This is a genomic window from Pseudomonas guariconensis (assembly GCF_015680235.1).
GTDB classification, from domain to species: Bacteria; Pseudomonadota; Gammaproteobacteria; order Pseudomonadales; family Pseudomonadaceae; genus Aquipseudomonas; species Aquipseudomonas guariconensis_A.
In genome coordinates this window covers 19,663-36,403 of record NZ_JADLJL010000009.1, presented here as the reverse complement: position 1 = coordinate 36,403, position 16,741 = coordinate 19,663, and the positions used below count along the sequence as shown (strand labels likewise).

General features: G+C 64.2%; 16 protein-coding genes. 6 read left to right on the top strand and 10 right to left on the bottom strand.

Features of this window, described 5'->3' with window-relative positions; genetic code table 11:
* Nucleotides 1–478: 478 nt before the first annotated feature.
* From IRZ56_RS08980 to IRZ56_RS08970, 3 genes are all read right to left on the bottom strand, one after another.
* Nucleotides 479–2,263, bottom strand: coding sequence for a monovalent cation:proton antiporter-2 (CPA2) family protein (locus tag IRZ56_RS08980; protein ID WP_196144636.1), 1,785 nt, complete (start codon nt 2,261–2,263; stop codon nt 479–481).
* A 483-nt stretch (nt 2,264–2,746) separates the two neighbouring features.
* Nucleotides 2,747–4,234 (bottom strand): YifB family Mg chelatase-like AAA ATPase, encoded by a 1,488-nt coding sequence (locus IRZ56_RS08975; RefSeq protein ID WP_196144635.1) that lies wholly within the window; start codon nt 4,232–4,234, stop codon nt 2,747–2,749.
* A 157-nt stretch (nt 4,235–4,391) separates the two neighbouring features.
* Nucleotides 4,392–4,655: an accessory factor UbiK family protein gene (locus IRZ56_RS08970; RefSeq protein ID WP_196144634.1), complete on the bottom strand. Its 264-nt coding sequence runs from the start codon at nt 4,653–4,655 to the stop codon at nt 4,392–4,394.
* 365 nt (nt 4,656–5,020) lie between these two features.
* Between IRZ56_RS08970 and glnK the strand changes: the two genes are divergently transcribed.
* From glnK to sutA, 3 genes are all read left to right on the top strand, one after another.
* The gene (gene glnK, locus IRZ56_RS08965; protein WP_002555808.1) at nt 5,021–5,359 is read left to right on the top strand and encodes a P-II family nitrogen regulator; all 339 of its coding nucleotides are present in this window, start codon (nt 5,021–5,023) and stop codon (nt 5,357–5,359) included.
* Between the two features lie 43 nt (nt 5,360–5,402).
* Complete coding sequence (locus tag IRZ56_RS08960) at nt 5,403–6,734, top strand: ammonium transporter (RefSeq protein ID WP_196144633.1); 1,332 nt, start codon at nt 5,403–5,405, stop codon at nt 6,732–6,734.
* 454 nt (nt 6,735–7,188) lie between these two features.
* The gene (sutA, locus tag IRZ56_RS08955) at nt 7,189–7,515 is read left to right on the top strand and encodes a transcriptional regulator SutA (RefSeq protein ID WP_196144632.1); all 327 of its coding nucleotides are present in this window, start codon (nt 7,189–7,191) and stop codon (nt 7,513–7,515) included.
* A 184-nt stretch (nt 7,516–7,699) separates the two neighbouring features.
* Here sutA and IRZ56_RS08950 read toward each other — a convergent pair whose 3' ends face one another.
* From IRZ56_RS08950 to lptM, 6 genes are read right to left on the bottom strand one after another with little or no spacing between them, the layout of a single operon-like run.
* On the bottom strand, nt 7,700–8,395 hold the full coding sequence (locus IRZ56_RS08950; protein ID WP_196144631.1) for an HAD family hydrolase: 696 nt from the start codon (nt 8,393–8,395) through the stop codon (nt 7,700–7,702).
* Nucleotides 8,392–9,291, bottom strand: a complete 900-nt coding sequence (gene xerC / locus IRZ56_RS08945; protein WP_196144630.1) for a tyrosine recombinase XerC — start codon at nt 9,289–9,291, stop codon at nt 8,392–8,394. The genes IRZ56_RS08950 and xerC overlap by 4 nt, the downstream gene beginning before the upstream one ends.
* Complete coding sequence (locus IRZ56_RS08940) at nt 9,291–10,001, bottom strand: DUF484 family protein (protein ID WP_196144629.1); 711 nt, start codon at nt 9,999–10,001, stop codon at nt 9,291–9,293. Before IRZ56_RS08940 ends, xerC begins: the two co-directional genes overlap by 1 nt.
* Before the next feature lie 13 nt (nt 10,002–10,014).
* A complete protein-coding gene (gene dapF / locus IRZ56_RS08935) occupies nt 10,015–10,845 on the bottom strand; it encodes a diaminopimelate epimerase (RefSeq protein WP_196144628.1) in 831 nt (276 codons plus the stop codon).
* Between the two features lie 4 nt (nt 10,846–10,849).
* Nucleotides 10,850–12,097, bottom strand: a complete 1,248-nt coding sequence (gene lysA, locus IRZ56_RS08930) for a diaminopimelate decarboxylase (protein WP_196144627.1) — start codon at nt 12,095–12,097, stop codon at nt 10,850–10,852.
* A 9-nt stretch (nt 12,098–12,106) separates the two neighbouring features.
* Entirely contained in the window at nt 12,107–12,313 is a 207-nt protein-coding gene (gene lptM / locus IRZ56_RS08925; RefSeq protein WP_196144626.1) for an LPS translocon maturation chaperone LptM, read from the bottom strand.
* 225 nt (nt 12,314–12,538) lie between these two features.
* Between lptM and cyaY the strand changes: the two genes are divergently transcribed.
* The 3 genes from cyaY to rnk all read left to right on the top strand — a co-directional run bounded on the left by cyaY (nt 12,539) and on the right by rnk (nt 13,638).
* Nucleotides 12,539–12,871: an iron donor protein CyaY gene (cyaY, locus tag IRZ56_RS08920; RefSeq protein WP_043213409.1), complete on the top strand. Its 333-nt coding sequence runs from the start codon at nt 12,539–12,541 to the stop codon at nt 12,869–12,871.
* A 1-nt stretch (nt 12,872) separates the two neighbouring features.
* On the top strand, nt 12,873–13,091 hold the full coding sequence (locus IRZ56_RS08915) for a DUF1289 domain-containing protein (RefSeq protein WP_196144625.1): 219 nt from the start codon (nt 12,873–12,875) through the stop codon (nt 13,089–13,091).
* A gap of 136 nt (nt 13,092–13,227) precedes the next feature.
* On the top strand, nt 13,228–13,638 hold the full coding sequence (rnk, locus tag IRZ56_RS08910; protein WP_084855387.1) for a nucleoside diphosphate kinase regulator: 411 nt from the start codon (nt 13,228–13,230) through the stop codon (nt 13,636–13,638).
* A gap of 202 nt (nt 13,639–13,840) precedes the next feature.
* Here the strand turns inward: rnk and IRZ56_RS08905 are convergent, their stop codons facing one another.
* Nucleotides 13,841–16,705, bottom strand: coding sequence for a class I adenylate cyclase (locus IRZ56_RS08905; RefSeq protein WP_196144624.1), 2,865 nt, complete (start codon nt 16,703–16,705; stop codon nt 13,841–13,843).
* Nucleotides 16,706–16,741: the final 36 nt, after the last annotated feature.

Genomic DNA, 16,741 nt, shown 5'->3' with positions numbered 1-16,741 from the left:
CCTTCGCGGTCGCGAAAGGGTCGGCACAGATAGTACAAAACAATCCGTCATAAACAGAGCGGTCGGCTATAACGCGTTGACTGCAGGGTAAGTCATATCAAGTAACCTTGATGGACGACTTGAGCAGGGCAGCTGCTAGCGTTTCACACGAGCGCGAAACCAGTTGCCATTCAGCGGCTTTAGCTGGCGTAGGAACCCCGTCGATGGCTGAATCATCAGCGTCGGGTGAGACCTCCACACCCCGGCTTGAGGGTGTGTATATGAAATATCAAGCACGAACACAGGGCTACTGGTGACAGTGGCCCTTTTCTTTGCTCGGCAGAAAAGTGTATCGCTTGTAGAGCAGCGCCCCGTGGCGATGCTTGTTCAGCAATCAGGTGACCACCTTGAAGGAGGTAGCGCTTATAAGATCGAGCGCCGCCCGCACGGCGCTCGACCTCGAAATCGCTACAACTCTCAAGGCATACGCTACAAGGCCTCAATCGGCATCCGACTCAAACAACCGCTCCAACTCCACCCGCGCCTCCTTGGCCGTCTGCATCACCTTGGCTCGGTCATCGCGTACCTGCCCTTGGGCCACTAGCACTTCTTCGTCGTGCTGGGTAAACCGTTCGATCCGGTCGGCCGCCTGCTCGTCGCTCAAGCCCAGCCCCACTAATGCCCGACGGCTCATCTCCAGGCTGGAGTAGAACGTCTCGCGGATCGGCTCGGCACCCGCGTCCACGAGCTTGTGCACATGCTGGCGGTTACGCGCGCGGGCCAGCACTTTCAGGTGTGGGTACAAGCGCTTGACCCGTTCTGCCGTGCGGGTGGTGACCTCAGGGTCGTCGGTGGTGATGACGAAATACTCCGCCTCGCCGACCTTGGCCGCATGCAGCACTTCAGGGCGCAGCGGGTCGCCGTAGAACACCGGGGCCTGCTCGAACATGCGGGTCATCTCGATGGCGTCCACTGACGTTTCCAGGGCGATAAAAGGGATTTTCTGGGCACGCAGGATGCGCGAAACGATCTGACCCATGCGGCCCATGCCGACGATCACCACCCGTGGCGTGTCGGTCTGGATCTGCTTGTACTGCTCGGGCACCTCACGCGTGGCGTGCGGGCGCTTGAGGGCGCGGGCGCAACCGAGCATCAGCAAGGGCGTTATGGCCATCGACAGGGTGATGGTCATCAGCAGCAGGTCGTAGGTCTGGGTGTCGAACAGGCCCTGGTCCTTGCCTAGCTTGAAGACCACGAAGGCGAACTCGCCCCCCGCTGCCAGCACCATGCCCAGGCGCAGGGCGCTGGTGCTGCTCAGGCCGGCGACGCGGCCGACGCCGATCAGCAGCGCCAACTTCACTGCGATCAGGAGCAGGGTCAGGCCCAGCAGCACGAAGGGCATCTCCAGCAGCAAGCTCAGGTTGGCGCCCATGCCTACGCTGATGAAGAACAGCCCCAACAGCAGCCCTTTGAAAGGCTCGATCTGCGACTCCAGCTCGTGGCGGTATTCGGAGTCCGCCAGCAGCAGGCCGGCAAGGAAGGCGCCCAGGGCCATGGAAATGCCCGCCTGCTCCATCAGCCAGGCGGTGCCGATCACTACCAGCAGGGCGGTGGCGGTGGAAACCTCAGGGATGCCTGTGCGGGCTACGGTGCGGAACACCGGGCGTAGCAGGTAACGGCCACCGACGATGACGATGGCGATGCTGGCGAACACCTTCAGGCCATGCTCCAGGCTATCGCCCTGGCTGGTGTCCGGGCCGCTGGCGGCCAGCAGGGGGACGAGGGCGATGAGCGGGATCGCCGCGATGTCCTGCATCAGCAGGATGGCGAACGCCAGACGACCGTGCGGGGCATTGAGCTGCTTGGTTTCAGCCAGGCTCTGCAAGCCCAGGGCGGTGGACGACAACGCCAGGCCCAGGCCGAGCACGACCGCTGCCGGCAGCGACTGGCCGAAGCCGAACAGGGCGATGGCGCCGATGGCGGTGCCGGTCAGCAACACCTGGGCGGTGCCGACACCGAACACCGATTTGCGCATCAGCCACAGGCGTTTTGGCGACAGCTCCAGGCCGATGATGAACAGCAGCAATACCACGCCCAACTCGGAAATGTGCGCGACGCTTTCGGTATCGCGAATCAGGCCCAGAGCCTGGGGGCCGATGGCCACGCCAGCGAGCAGGTAGCCGATCACTGCACCCAGTTGCAGACGCTTGGCCAGGGGGACGGCAAGTACGGCGGCAAGCAGGAAGATCACCGCGGTTTGTAGAAGGCTGCCTTCGTGGGGCATTGCTCGGGCTCCTTGAGCTGCGTAAGGGTTACGCAAGGGTTAGCAGAGGCGAGCATTTTCGTCTTGGTGAGTGGGCAGGACAATCCGGTTGTTTCGGGAAGAATCGTTCTGTTGGCGATACCTTTGCGACCCCTGTGGGAGATCACCCAGCCCTTCCGGGTTGCGCTGTCGCGCAGAGAACAATGTACCTCTGTGGGAGATTCTATGGTTGTGGGCAAGCCGGCTCCCACCGGTACTTCGCCAACCACACCCTGTGGGAGCGGGCTTGTCCCGCGATCAAGGGCGAAGCCCTTGCTTGGCGGCGGTGATAGCGGGCCCGGCCCAATCGCGGGGCAAGCCCGCTCCCACAGGCCCTGTGTACGCTTGTTGCGGGAGGTCACCCAGCCCTTTGGGCTGCACTGTCGCGCAAAGCACAAACGGCCAGTGCTGATCTTCTGTGGGCTGGGGCGGTGTGGCTTGTCCTTGACCGCAGAACCGTGCCGATCAAGAGCCAGGCCGATACTGCAGCGCTTCAGCCAGGTGCGCCCGGCCAATGTCCGCCACCTGTTCGAGATCGGCCAGCGTGCGGGCCACCTTGAGCAATCGATGGGCCGCCCGCAGCGACAAGGTCAAACGCTCGCAGGCATTTTCCAGCCAGGCCTGGTCGGCAGGTGCCAGCACGCAGTGGCGGCGCAGGCCATTGAGGTCGAGAAAGGCATTGGCGCACCCTTGGCGGCGCTGCTGCAGCTCGCGCGCCTCTGCCACCAGGCGGGCGACGCTGGCGCTTGAATCGCCGCTGGGCTCGTTGGTCAGCACCGTGCTTTCCCGCGCCACGGTCAGGTGCAGGTCGATACGGTCGAGCAGGGGGCCGGAAAGCTTGTTGCGATAGCGCTGGATCTGCTCGGTGCTGCAGCGACAGCGCCCGGTAGGGTCGCCCAGGTAGCCACACGGGCAAGGGTTCATTGCCGCCACCAACTGAAAGCGCGCCGGGAAACGCACTCGATCTCTGGCCCGCGCCACCACGATCTCGCCAGACTCCAAGGGTTCGCGAAGCACCTCCAGCACGCGCCGCTCGAATTCCGGCAGCTCATCCAGAAACAGCACGCCATGGTGCGCCAGGGTGATCTCCCCCGGTTGCGGCCTGCTGCCTCCGCCGACCAATGCCGGCCCGGACGCCGAGTGGTGCGGATGGCGAAACGGGCGCTGCGGCCAGCAGTCCAGTGGCTTGTGGCCGCTGACCGACTGGATTGCCGCCACTTCCAGGGCTTCGCGTTCATCCAGCGGGGGGAGCAGCCCCGGCAAACGGCTGGCCAGCAGCGTCTTGCCTGTACCTGGCGGGCCGGTGAACAGCAAATTGTGCGCACCTGCGGCAGCCACCAGCAGGGCACGCTTGGCTGCCGCCTGGCCTTGCACTTCGCTCAGGTCAGGGTAGGGCCGGCTGCGCAGCAACAAACCATTGGCGGCATAGGGCGCCAGCGGCACCTGGCCATTGAGATGGGCGACCAGCTCCAGAAGATGGCCCACGGCATACACCGCCAGGCCGCTCGCCAGGCTGGCCTCCTCGGCATTTTCCTTGGGCACTACCAATGCCCGCCCGGCCTCTCGGGCGGCAAGCGCGGCAGGCAGTACGCCTTGCACTGGCCGTAGGCCGCCCGACAACGCCAGTTCACCGATGCATTCGATTTCACCCAGCGTCGCCACCGGAACCTGGCCGTTGGCCGCCAGGATGCCCAGGGCGATGGCCAGGTCATAACGGCCGCCATCCTTGGGCAGGTCGGCGGGGGCGAGGTTCTGGGTGATGCGCCGGGCTGGGTAGTCCAGGCCGGAGTTGACGATGGCACTGCGCACCCGGTCCTTGCTTTCCTTGACCGTGGCTTCGGGCAGCCCGACCAGGGTCAAGGTAGGCAGGCCGTTGGCCAGGTGGGTTTCGACACTGACAGCAGGCGCCAGCACACCGACCTGGGCGCGGCTATGGACGAGGGCGAGGGACATGGACACTCCGTGATCGCTTGTGGGAACCGCTTCCTGCGGTTGGGCAAGCATAGAGCGCCAGGGAAGGGGCGGTTGCGAAAGAGTGCGTCGGGGTTTTACAGCGAACCGGGCCAAGGCCCTTCGCGGGTTTACCCGCGAAGAAGGGCAATAGCGGTCGTCATTGCTGGGCTGGCGGCGCGATCCGGGCTTCCAGCTCGGCCAGCTGTTTCTCAAGGGCTTCCAGACGGGCGCGGGTACGGGCCAGGACCACCATCTGGCTGTCGAATTCGTCCCGGCTGACCAGGTCCAGCTTGCTGAAGGCGCCTTGCATGAGGACCTTGAACTGGCTTTCCAGTTCGGCGCGAGGTTGGGCGGTATCGCCGCTGAACAGGCGAGAGGCCTGGTCGCTCAGGGCGTCGAGAAAGGCTTTTGGCGCGAGCATGTTGGGCTGTCCGCTGAATCATTGAAAGGAAGGCAGTGTAACACGCGCCTCGGTGGGGCTCGTGCTGCCCATTTTTTGCGCAATGTGGCCCGTCCGAATGCACCGTAATTGTGCGCCTTGGCTTTGATGGCGACTGGCCAAGTTTCTGCGATTAACACAACTCATTGTTTTTATTGAATTTATACGAACTGGCAAGGTTTCTGCTAAGACCTCTGCGAGCCATGCACTGATGCTGTACCTGAAACCAGACAGCGCGCATGCGCAGCTGGATGCCGCCGACGACGCGTTACAAAGCCAGGCGCTGCGCTTAGACTTGAGACGGGTTTGTTTTCCTGGGGCAAGTCCACCAAATCGGGAGAAGTTTCATGAAGCTAGTCACTGCCATCATCAAGCCGTTCAAGCTGGACGACGTGCGCGAGTCGCTGTCGGAAATCGGCGTGCAGGGCATCACCGTGACCGAAGTCAAAGGCTTCGGTCGGCAGAAAGGCCATACCGAGCTGTACCGCGGTGCCGAGTACGTGGTCGATTTCCTGCCCAAGGTGAAGATCGACGTCGCCATCGACGACAAGGACCTTGACCGGGTAATCGAAGCCATCACCAAGGCGGCCAACACCGGCAAGATCGGTGACGGCAAGATCTTCGTGGTCAATCTGGAGCAGGCCATCCGCATCCGTACCGGCGAAACCGATACCGACGCGATCTAAGCAACACCGCCTCACCAAACCCAACGCCCCAGGAGAAAACAACATGACTCTGCGTAAGATCGCAGGGCTAGGAGCCCTATTGTCCCTCGTAATGCCAGGCCTGGCCCTGGCAGAGGAAGCTGCCCCGGCGCTGAACTCCGGTGACACCGCCTGGATGCTCACCGCCACGGCGCTGGTGCTGTTCATGACCATTCCGGGCCTGGCATTGTTCTACGGTGGCATGGTGCGCTCGAAGAACGTGCTGTCGGTGATGATGCAATGCTTCGCCATCACCGGCCTGATGAGCATTCTCTGGGTCATCTATGGCTACAGCCTGGCATTCGATACCACCGGTATGGAAAAGGGCGTGGTCAACCTCAATTCCTTCGTCGGCGGCTTTTCCAAGGCATTCCTCAGCGGTGTCACGCCCCAGAGCCTGACCTCCGCCGCCGCGCTGTTCCCCGAAGCGGTGTTCATCACCTTCCAGATGACCTTCGCCATCATCACCCCGGCCCTGATCGTCGGTGCCTTCGCCGAGCGCATGAAGTTCTCCGCCATGCTGGTGTTCATGGGTGTGTGGTTCACCCTGGTGTATGCGCCAATCGCCCATATGGTCTGGAGCGGTGACGGCGCACTGATGTGGGACTGGGGCGTGCTGGACTTCGCTGGCGGTACCGTGGTGCACATCAACGCCGGTATCGCGGGCCTGGTCTGCTGCCTGGTCCTGGGCAAGCGCAAGGGCTACCCGACCACGCCGATGGCCCCGCACAACCTGGGCTATACCTTGATGGGCGCAGCGATGCTGTGGATCGGCTGGTTCGGCTTCAACGCAGGTTCCGCCGCCGCCGCCAATGGCACGGCCGGCATGGCCATGCTGGTCACCCAGATCGCCACCGCCGCTGCCGCACTGGGTTGGATGTTCGCCGAGTGGATCGGCCACGGCAAACCGAGCGCCCTGGGCATCGCCTCGGGTGTGGTCGCGGGCCTTGTGGCCATCACTCCGGCTGCCGGTACCGTCGGCCCGATGGGCGCGCTGGTGATCGGCCTGGCCTCGGGCGTGATCTGCTATTTCTGCGCCACCAGCCTCAAGCGCAAGCTCGGCTACGACGACTCCCTGGATGCCTTCGGCGTGCATGGTGTCGGCGGTATCGTCGGAGCCATTCTCACCGGTGTATTCGCAGCGCCGGCCCTGGGCGGGTTTGGTGCGGTCGAGGACATCGGCGCGCAGGTCTGGGTACAGACCAAGGGTGTGCTGTTCACCGTGGTCTACACCGCTATCGCAACCTACGTGATCCTCAAGGTGCTCGATGGCCTGATGGGGCTGCGGGTCAATGACGAAGAAGAATCGGTCGGCCTCGACCTGGCCCAGCACAACGAACGCGGCTACAACCTCTAGCTGCGACGCAGTAGAAATCGCCCGGTTCGCCGGGCTTTTTTTTGCCTGGAATTCGCTGTTTGGCGTAGGGCAAACGGTTTACCGGGCACGTTCGTGACATTCGTAAAAAACTTACAGGTTGCCAGGCGTTCAGGGAGCTTTGCTTTTTCCACGAGCGCGCTAGAATGCGCGCCGAAGGGTGTTCGATGAGCTGTCCACACACTTCCAAACCCTTTGCTAGGCTTGCAATAGCGCATGGCCAGCAGGTAATTGCCGGCGCTTTTTCCCGGCTGATGGCTCGATGATTTCTCAGGCGCTGCCAGGAGCAGGGCCTGTAGGGCGGCAGTTTCCCATCAGGAGATGGATGCCCGGGCAGTGGCCAACCCACGGCCAGTTGAATTTTCACTAGTGGACGCCGGTCTACGGCTCCACTGGTCTATAACTAACCTGCTTTTCGCAAGTCATGAGGTAGAACATGAGCGACGACGATCTGGAAAATGACGACCTCGAAGTAGGCGACGAAGACGAGGCCGATGAGGGCCTTGAAGCTGCGGCCGACGACGGCGCGGAAGACGCCGGCGATGACGACAGCCCAGCACCGGTTGCCAAGGGTAAAGCCAAGGCAGCGGTCTCGGTAGACGAGATGCCGAGCATGGAAGCCAAGCAGAAGGAGCGCGATGCGCTGGCCAAGGCTATGGAAGAGTTCCTTGCTCGTGGTGGCAAGGTTCAAGAGGTCGAAGCCAACGTGGTCGCCGATCCGCCCAAGAAGCCGGACAACAAGTACGGCAGCCGCCCTATCTGAGTGGCTGAATACAAAAAAGCCCGCCGTCGCTGCGGGCTTTTTTGTGGGCGGCGTTTTTGCAAAGTCGGTTCAGTCTCAATCACGGGACAAGCCCGCTCCCACAAGGCCCGCAAAATCAAATAGTTATGCGTTGTTCTATGAGAGAGCGGGCTTGCCCCGCGATTGGGGCGCAACGCGCCCCCAGTCAACGCCAGCGGGTCAGGACGTCCGGCAACTGGGAAAGCCGCTGGATCTCGGCATCCGGCGCCTGCTCGCCCGTCCAGGCCTTGCCCTGGGGGTTGAACCACACCGCCCGCAGCCCGGCGCGTTGGGCGCCGGCGATGTCGTCGCCGGGGTGGTCGCCGATGTGCACGGCGGCATCAGCCTGCACGTCGCCCCGGCGCAGGGCCTCCAGGAAGGGTGCCGGGTCCGGCTTGCCGATGCCCAGGTCTTCGGCGCACAGCGCAAAGCGGAAATAGTCCGCCAGCCCCAGGCGACGCACATCGGCGTTGCCATTGGTGACCACGCCAAGGATGTACTGGTGGCGCAGGATCTCCAGCACCGGTTGCACCTCGGGGAACACCTCGACCTGGTGGCGAGCGTGGAGGAATACCTCGAACCCTTCGTTGGCCAGTTCCTGCGCGTGTTTTTCGCTGTAGCCGACTTCCTCCAGGGCATGGAACAGTACCCGGCGGCGCAGGGCGCTGATCCGGTGTTTGAGGCCAGGTTCGGCTTGTACCAGGCGTTCGCGGATGGCGAACAGGTGTTCGACCGGAATCGGCCCCAGGCTCGGGGCGTTGGCCTCGAGCCAGTCGCGCAGGACGATCTCGGCACTGGCGATCACCGGTGCGGTGTCCCACAGGGTATCGTCCAGGTCGAAGGTGATCAGCTTGATGCTCATGAGTCTGTGCCTTTGCTGCGTTTGGCCCGAGGGTGGGCGCTGTCGTACACCGCGGCCAGGTGCTGGAAGTCCAGGTGGGTATAGATCTGCGTGGTGCTGATGTCGGCATGGCCGAGCATCTCCTGCACGGCGCGCAGGTCCTGGGACGATTCGAGCAGATGGCTGGCGAAGGAATGTCGAAGCATGTGTGGGTGCAGGTGCTGGCCGAGTTCGCGCTCGCCCGCCGTCTTGACCCGCATTTGGATGGCGCGTGGCCCAAGGCGCTTGCCCTGGCGGGTGACGAACACGGCATTGTCGCGCGGTGCGCTGATACCCCGCAGCCTGAACCACGCCTGCAACGCCTCGCGGGCCTTGCGGCCGACCGGCAGGACACGGGCCTTGCCGCCCTTGCCCAGGACCTGGACCAACCCGCCAGCCAGGTCGAGGTGGTCCATGTCGAGGTTGGTCAGTTCCGACAGACGCAGCCCCGACGAATAGAACAGTTCGAGGATGGCCTGGTCGCGCTGGGCGATGAAGTCGTCATCGACGCCGCCATCGAGCAATTGCAGGGCGCGGTCGGTATCGAGGGTCTTGGGCAGGCGCCGCTCGCCTTTGGGCGGCGACAAGCCGTTGGCCGGGTCGTGCTGGCACAGGCCTTCGCGGTTGAGGTAGCGGTACAGGCCGCGCACCGCCGAGAGCATGCGCGCCAGGCTGCGGGACGACTGGCCGTGGTGGTGTTGGCGCGCCACCAACTGGCGCAGTTGCTGGACCTGCAGCGCCTCCCAGCCGGCGATGCCTTGGCTGTTGCAGTATTCGATGACCTTCTGCAGGTCGCGACGGTAGGCCAGCAGGGTGTGGTCGGACACCTGGCGCTCGTTGCGCAGGTGTGCGCAATAAGCCTCCAGCTGGCGTTCCATCAGCGCACCGGTCGCAGGGTCTGGGTGAAGCGTGGGACGACGCGGCCGAGCACTTCGGCGATGTAGCCGAGGAACAGGGTACCGACGCTGCTCTTGTAGTGTTGCGGGTCGCGGCTGCCAATCGCCAGCACGCCATGCAGACCCTGGTATTCCAGGGCGGCCACGGCACTGGAGCCGACTTCCTTGCGCTGCTCCTCGCCGAACAGGAAGGCCAGCTCGTGCTCGCGCAGGTTGCCGCTGACCGTCTTGCCACTGCCCAGGAGTGCGCCGATGGCCTGCTGGGCCTCGCCATTGCTGGCCCAGCGACCGACCGGCGCGGCCGTTTCGCCGAACAGGATCAGGCTGACGAAGGGCACCTGGAATTCCTGGCGCAGGCTGTCCTCGACCGCCATCACCACTTCTTCCAGGCTGCCGGCGTCGAGCAGGTCGAGAATCAGCCGGCGGGTCTTGTCGAACAGCCGGTCGTTGTCCCGGGCCACGTCCATCAGTTGCGACAGGCGGTGGCGCATCTCGATGTTGCGATCACGCAGCAGCTTGAGCTGGCGCTCCACCAGCGACACGCTGTCGCCGCGTTGGTGCGGAATGCGCTGTTCGACCAGCAACTCGTCGTGTTCGGCGAAGAAGGTCGGGTGGGCGCGCAGGTAGGCGACCACGGCCTCGGCATCGAGGTCCTGGGCCTGCTTGGGTGCAGCCTGGGGCTGATCGGTCATGGCGGTTACTCGCTTAAAGACGAACCTGTCCTTCGTAGACACGCACGGCGGGGCCGGTCATCAGTACGGGCTTGCCGGGGCCGGCCCATTCGATGTTCAGACGCCCGCCCGGCAGGTCGATGGTCACCGGCGAATCCATCCAGCCTTGGCTGATGGCTGCCACGGCAGCGGCGCAGGCGCCGGTACCGCAGGCCTGGGTCTCGCCGGCACCACGCTCCCATACACGCAGGTTGGCGCGATGGCGATCGATGACCTGGATGAAGCCGGCATTGACCCGCTGCGGGAAGCGCGGGTGGTGTTCGATCTTCGGCCCCAGTTCATGCACCGGCGCGGTGCGCACGTCGTCGACGCGTAACACCGAATGCGGGTTGCCCATGGAAACGGCGGCGATCGAATGGACCTGGCCGTCGACTTCCAGGGGGTAGCTCAGGGCCTGTGCATCGGCGACGAAGGGGATTTCGGCCGGGGCGAAGCGCGGTGGGCCCATGTCGACGCACACCTGGCCATCGTTGCGCACGTCCAGCTCGATGATGCCGCCCTTGGTTTCCACGCGGATGCGCTTCTTGGCGGTCAGGCGCTTGTCCAGCACGAAACGGGCGAAGCAGCGCGCGCCGTTGCCGCACTGTTCGACCTCGGAGCCATCGGCGTTGAAGATCCGGTAGCGGAAATCCACGTCCGGGTTGCTGGGAGCCTCGACGATCAGCAGCTGGTCGAAGCCCACGCCGGTGTGGCGGTCGCCCCATTGCTTGGCGTGCTTGGGCTGGATGTGCGCGTGCTGGCTGACCAGGTCCAGGACCATGAAGTCATTGCCCAGCCCATGCATCTTGGTGAAACGCAGCAGCATGGGGTCACTCCGGGAGCAGGCTTTCGCCGGCGAACAGTTCGGCGATGGTTTCCCGGCGACGGACCTCGAAGGCCTGGTCGCCGTCGACCAGCACTTCGGCACAGCGGCCACGGGTGTTGTAATTCGAGCTCATGACAAAACCATAGGCGCCCGCGGACTGCACGGCCAGCAAATCACCTTCGGCCAGGTCCAGCACACGCTCCTTGGCCAGGAAGTCACCGGTCTCGCAGATCGGGCCGACCAGGTCGTAGCTGCGGCCTTCGCCCTGGCGTGGCTTGACCGCGCTGACGCCCATCCAGGCCTGGTAAAGGGCCGGGCGGATCAGGTCGTTCATCGCCGCATCGATGATGGCGAAGTCCTTGTGCTCGGTGTGCTTGAGGTACTCGACCTGGGTCAGCAGTACGCCGGCATTGGCCACGATGTAGCGGCCAGGCTCGAACACCAGGGCCAGGTCGCGTTCGCCTACGCGCTCGCGGATCGCCTTGATGTAGTCGGCCACCTGCGGCGGCTGTTCGTCGCGGTAGCGCACGCCGACGCCGCCACCCAGATCCAGGTGGCGCAGGTGGATACCGCATTCGGCCAGGCGGTCGACCAGCACCAGCAGGCGGTCGAGGGCATCGAGGAAGGGTTCGACGGTGGTCAGCTGCGAACCGATATGGCAGTCGACACCGACCACCTCCAGGTTGGGCAACTGCGCGGCGCGCACGTAGATGGCCTCGGCATCGGCGATGGCGATGCCGAACTTGTTTTCCTTGAGGCCGGTGGAGATGTACGGGTGGGTACCTGCATCGACGTCCGGGTTCACGCGCAGCGACACCGGTGCGACCTTGCCCATCTCGGCCGCCACGACCTGCAGGCGCTCGAGCTCGTCGGTGGATTCGACGTTGAAGCAGTGCACGCCCACTTCCAGGGCACGGCGCATGTCATCGCGGGTCTTGCCGACGCCGGAGAACACCACGCGATCGGCGCGCCCGCCAGCGGCCAGTACACGCTCCAGCTCACCGCCGGAGACGATGTCGAAGCCCGCGCCCAGGCGTGCCAGGACGTTCAGCACGCCCAGGTTGGAGTTGGCCTTGACCGCGAAGCACACCAGGTGCTCGACGCCGTGCAGGGCGTCGGCGTAGCTGCGGTACTGGGCTTCGATGTGAGCGCGCGAGTAGACGTAGGTGGGGGTACCGAAACGTTCGGCAATGGCCGACAGGGCCACGCCTTCCGCGAACAGCTCGCCGTCGCGGTAGTTGAAAGCGTCCATTGGATTTCCTTACTGCGCGGGCTGCGGCTCTTGCTGGGCGGGTTCGGCGGCATCGACCGGCGCAGCCGGCTCGGCAGCTTGATGCTGGTGCGACTTGTGGCTGTCCTTGCCGTCCTTGCCTTCTTCAGGCAGGTACAGAGGGCCCTTCTGACCGCAGGCCGAAACGAGGCAGGCAACCGCGACCAGCGCCGCGAGGGAGGAAATCAGGCGCTTCATTGGCGAATCCTTTGAAATATGCAGTATTACGCCCGAGTATACCGAGCGCCTGCGGGCTTGCCTATGCAAGGACCGGTCCGCCTGGCGGACGTACAGCGTGCATGCTGTTGGCGGGGCTACCCGGCAACAGAGCGCCGCCGACACAGATGCTAACCTTTGCATTCGCCGGCAAGCGCCCGTATCTTGCCCGGCTTGCCGTAAGCAGCCAATTTCGAGGTTCCTGCAATGAGTTTGAGCGAAGCGCGTTTCCACGACCTGGTCGACGCGACCCAACAGGCCCTGGAAGACCTGTTCGATGAGAGCGGGCTGGATGTGGACATGGAGAACTCCGCCGGGGTGCTCACCATCAAGTTCGACAGCGGCAGCCAGCTGATCTTTAGCCGCCAGGAGCCGCTGCGCCAGCTGTGGCTGGCCGACCGCTCGGGGGGCTTCCACTTCGACTACGACGAAGAGAGCGGCAAGTGGGTGTGCGAGAAGAGCGAGGAGCTGCTGGGCGAGATGCTCGAGCGCATCGTCTGGGAGCGGGCCGGCGAGAAGCTGGACTTCGACGAGATCTGAGATGAGCGAGCAACCCCGACCGCCCAAGCCGCTGTACAGCAACGTAAGCCCGGCGGTACCTTCGCCGTGTGTCAGCGTTTGCCGGCTCGACGAGCGTAGGGTCTGCACCGGCTGTTTCCGTCATGTGGAGCATATCCGCGAGTGGCGGTCGGCCGACGACGAACGGCGCCGCCAGATCTGCCGCGAAGCCCAGGCGTTGCGGGAACAGCACAGCGCCTAGCGATGCCTTGGGCTTGAGTATTTACCCGGCTGTGGTAGTGTCGGGTTTGCGTCGATGACGCCAAAAGCATTCACAAACCCCGCCCTTGGGCGGGGTTTTGCTTTATCTGCCTGTTAAAAAGGAGTCTGACTGGATCATGAGCACCAAGCCTTCCCTCATCCTCACCCGATTGGACGTACAACGTCTGGAGCGTCTGATCGACAGCCTCGACGAAAGTACGCCGGGTGTGCTCGCCCTGCAGGACGAGCTGGACCGCGCCGAACAGGTGGTGGGTCACGAGGAGGTCCCGGCCGGCGTGGTGACCATGAACTCGCGCGTGCACTGCCGCGAGGAAGCCAGCGGCAAGGACTACCACCTGACCCTGGTATACCCGAAGGATGCCGGCGGCGAAGGCAAGGTTTCGATCCTCGCGCCGATCGGCTGTGCGCTGCTGGGGTTGTCGGTAGGCGAGCAGATCGACTGGCCGGCCCCAGGCGGCAAGACCCTCAAGCTGACGTTGCTGGAGGTCGAGTACCAGCCGGAAGCGGCGGGTGATTTCGATCTCTGAAAACGCTGGGAATGGGGTAATGCCTGTCAGTTAAGGCCCCATCGCCGGCAAGCCGGCTCTCACCTATCTTGCGCTGCTGTTGTAGACACCGCGGAACCTGTGGGCGCCGGCCTGCCGGCGATGGGCTGCGAAGCAGCCCCAAATGCAGCCGATAAGGCTTAACTGACAGGCATTCGGGTAGGGGCCGCTTTGCGGCCCGATCTCAAGGCTCCCGCATCGCCTGCAACTGCTCCAGCCCTTCATTCAACGCCTTCTCCAGCTCGGTCTTGTAGCGCAGGTACAGCGCGGTCGAGCCCGATTCTTCACCCAGCAGCTCGGACAGATCCAGGTCGGTGATGTAGCACCTGTAGCTGCCTGCACTGCGGCGCCGGCCGAGGATCTGGCGAGCGACCACGGCATAGAGCTGGTCTCCATGTTCCAGCTCGGAGAACTCCAGCTGGTCGCAGTAGAGCGTGACGTGCACCTCACCTCCTGCGCCTGCCTGCAGGATCGCCTGCACATCATAACCACCCCGGTCGGCCCCTTCGCTCGGTACTGGCCGGGGCTCCAGGCTGCGCGCCTTGCCGTTGCCCGACGGCAGCAGCTGGTAGTAGAGGGTCTCCAGCGATGCCTGCTGCAGGCTGTCCAACGGCAGCTGAGCATCGCGGCGCACCACTACCGAGCGCAGGAAGCGTTGCAACGGCAGCAGCAGGTGCGTTTCGTCCTGCAAGGGCAGGCGCTGTTGCCACAGGGCGTTGTATTCATCCAGCACATACAGCTCGGCCCAGCCCTCGAACAGGCGGTAGAACACCTGGATGCAATGGGGCCGCCCCTGTTCCAGGACCAGTGGCAGGTCATGGTCCTGCAGCGCGTTGGCGTCCAGGTGCAGGGGGCTGTACGCGCCACGCTCTTCGCTCAGGCACGCCAGCACTGCGTCGTGGTCGGGGAGCGTGGCGAGGGTGACCTGGCCGGGTTCGAGTTCCAGCACATGGGTATGCTGCGCCACCTGCAACAGGTAGCGGTGGTTCAGGCCCTGGTCGAGAAGCTGTTGTACGGTCGCGAAGACCTCCTCGACCCGCTGGGTGATGGCCTGGGCGCGGCTGTGGCAGAAGCAGCGCACTCGCAGGCGTGGGCGATGGCGGTGCTGGCCGAGGCTATTGAGGTAGTCGCGCAGGCAGCGCACCAGGGCGTGTTCGCCGTCGTAGCGGTGCACCAGCACTTCGTTCCAGCTGTTGAGGGTGACTTGGTCCAGGGTCAGCACCAGGTTCTCGCGCACGCCTGCGTAGCTCAGTGAATCGGTGCGCTCGGTGGTCATCAGGATGTTCAGGTCACGATGCTGGCGCAATGGGTCGATGCCGACGTTGACCAGCAGCAGGATCTCTTCGGCCACGCTCGGTTGCAGCAGGCGGATCTCGCTGACCGTCTCCAGCGGCAGTGTGATCGTCTGCTGCAGGCTGCCCAGCAGGTTGAACAGCTCGAACTCGGTCAGGTCGCTGCTCCCTGGGTGCAGCGCCAGGCGCGTGCTGCTGTCGATCACGCCGTTGCGATGGGCCCAGGTGAGCAGTTCGAGCAGCTCGCGGCAGCGCTTGATCGGGCTGAAATGCTCCCATTCGTGCACACCCAGGTTGCCGTTGTACAAGCCCCAGTGATAGGTGCCGGGCTCCTTGCGATTGGGCGATTGCACCAGGGTCAGGGTGTCCTCGGCCAGGTCCGGCGCGATGCCTGGGTTGATCACTTCGATCTTGCCCGCGCGGCGCTCGAAGGCCGCATACAGGCGCCGACCCAGGACATTGAGGTCGCGCTGGTCAGCCCGGGAACTGGCATTCTGGGCGCGGGCGAACTGGGTGAGGAAGCGGTAGCTGTGGTTCAGCTCGGCCACCAGCTCGCGGCGTTCGGCGGCAACCTGGCGTACCTTCCACTGGGCGCGGCTGTCGAGCATCGCCAGTTGGCGTTCGCCCCAGCCCCACTCCTCTGTCAGGCGTTGCAGCAAGCGGCGTTGCCAGCCACCGGCACGGGCGCGGCCGAGTTCGCTGAGCTTCTTGTTGACCTTCAGATACAGGCTGCGCCGCACCAGTTCGAGGCGTGCGGTTTCGCCGCGGCTCTGCAGATATTGTTCGATGCGCCGGTAGACCATCACGTACGGATCCAGGGCGTCTAGGTCCAGGTGATTGGCGAATACCGCCTGCTTGTAGTCCAGGCTCAGGCAGCGCACGCCAGGGTGTTCGTTGGCGTAGGCTTCGGTCAACAACAGCTTGAGCAACGATTTGTAGGGTGAGTCGATGCCCTTGAACAGCTGCCATAGGCCGGCCCCGACGAATTCGCCAGGCGGTATGTGCGCCAAGTGGCCGAGGTCAACGTCATCTTCCGCGCGGATGAAGCGCTTTGACAGCAGCGTCTGGGTGTAGGCCAGGTAATTGTGTTCTTCATACACCGGCACCAGCCACCATAGCGGGGTACGCCCGCCCAGCCAGATGGCGGTGCGGTAGAACTCGTCCAGCAGCAGATAGTGCTGGGTGGTGCCGCAGTCGTCTGAGCTGAGCTGGCCATTGCGCTCGCCTTCGACGAACCCCTTGGGCTCTATGAGAAAGAAGTGCGCCTCGGCACCCTGGCTGGCCGCCCAGGCCACGAGCAGCTGGCATTTGCGCCGCAGCTCGGCCAGCTCAGCTTCGCCGAGCCCGGGGGCATGGCATACCCATACGTCCATGTCGCTTTGCTCGGCCTGGGCCAGGGTGCCGAGGCTGCCCATCAGGAACAGGCCGTGGATGGGCTGCGCGGTATTGCCCCGGCGGGCCTTGTGGGTGAAGGAACGTGCCATGCGCTGGGCCTCGGCCAGCAACTGCGGGTCGGGCTCGAAACCAGAAAGGCCGGCGGGGGTATTGCCCGAGACGTAGCCTGGCAGCAGCGGGTGATTGACGTGGAACAACAACGGCAGCAGGGTCAATACGTACTGCTGGCGTGTGGAAAGACCTTCCCGCGCCCGTTCCAGGCGCCCCTGATTGACCTGCAGGAAGCGCGCACGCAGTTTCGCCAGTTCCTTGCGGTCGATGCCTTGGTCGAGGTCGGGGCGGATTTCGTGGAGGTGGTTCATTGCGTACTCAGGGCTTCCAGGCGCTGCGCCGAGTTT

What these genes read in the sequence shown, in the direction of transcription:
- IRZ56_RS08980 (WP_196144636.1), bottom strand. Translation starts at nt 2,263, where the DNA reads ATGCCCCACGAAGGCAGCCTTCTACAAACCGCGGTGATCTTCCTGCTT.
- IRZ56_RS08975 (WP_196144635.1), bottom strand. Translation starts at nt 4,234, where the DNA reads ATGTCCCTCGCCCTCGTCCATAGCCGCGCCCAGGTCGGTGTGCTGGCG.
- IRZ56_RS08970 (WP_196144634.1), bottom strand. Translation starts at nt 4,655, where the DNA reads ATGCTCGCGCCAAAAGCCTTTCTCGACGCCCTGAGCGACCAGGCCTCT.
- glnK (WP_002555808.1), top strand. Translation starts at nt 5,021, where the DNA reads ATGAAGCTAGTCACTGCCATCATCAAGCCGTTCAAGCTGGACGACGTG.
- IRZ56_RS08960 (WP_196144633.1), top strand. Translation starts at nt 5,403, where the DNA reads ATGACTCTGCGTAAGATCGCAGGGCTAGGAGCCCTATTGTCCCTCGTA.
- sutA (WP_196144632.1), top strand. Translation starts at nt 7,189, where the DNA reads ATGAGCGACGACGATCTGGAAAATGACGACCTCGAAGTAGGCGACGAA.
- IRZ56_RS08950 (WP_196144631.1), bottom strand. Translation starts at nt 8,395, where the DNA reads ATGAGCATCAAGCTGATCACCTTCGACCTGGACGATACCCTGTGGGAC.
- xerC (WP_196144630.1), bottom strand. Translation starts at nt 9,291, where the DNA reads ATGGAACGCCAGCTGGAGGCTTATTGCGCACACCTGCGCAACGAGCGC.
- IRZ56_RS08940 (WP_196144629.1), bottom strand. Translation starts at nt 10,001, where the DNA reads ATGACCGATCAGCCCCAGGCTGCACCCAAGCAGGCCCAGGACCTCGAT.
- dapF (WP_196144628.1), bottom strand. Translation starts at nt 10,845, where the DNA reads ATGCTGCTGCGTTTCACCAAGATGCATGGGCTGGGCAATGACTTCATG.
- lysA (WP_196144627.1), bottom strand. Translation starts at nt 12,097, where the DNA reads ATGGACGCTTTCAACTACCGCGACGGCGAGCTGTTCGCGGAAGGCGTG.
- lptM (WP_196144626.1), bottom strand. Translation starts at nt 12,313, where the DNA reads ATGAAGCGCCTGATTTCCTCCCTCGCGGCGCTGGTCGCGGTTGCCTGC.
- cyaY (WP_043213409.1), top strand. Translation starts at nt 12,539, where the DNA reads ATGAGTTTGAGCGAAGCGCGTTTCCACGACCTGGTCGACGCGACCCAA.
- IRZ56_RS08915 (WP_196144625.1), top strand. Translation starts at nt 12,873, where the DNA reads ATGAGCGAGCAACCCCGACCGCCCAAGCCGCTGTACAGCAACGTAAGC.
- rnk (WP_084855387.1), top strand. Translation starts at nt 13,228, where the DNA reads ATGAGCACCAAGCCTTCCCTCATCCTCACCCGATTGGACGTACAACGT.
- IRZ56_RS08905 (WP_196144624.1), bottom strand. Translation starts at nt 16,705, where the DNA reads ATGAACCACCTCCACGAAATCCGCCCCGACCTCGACCAAGGCATCGAC.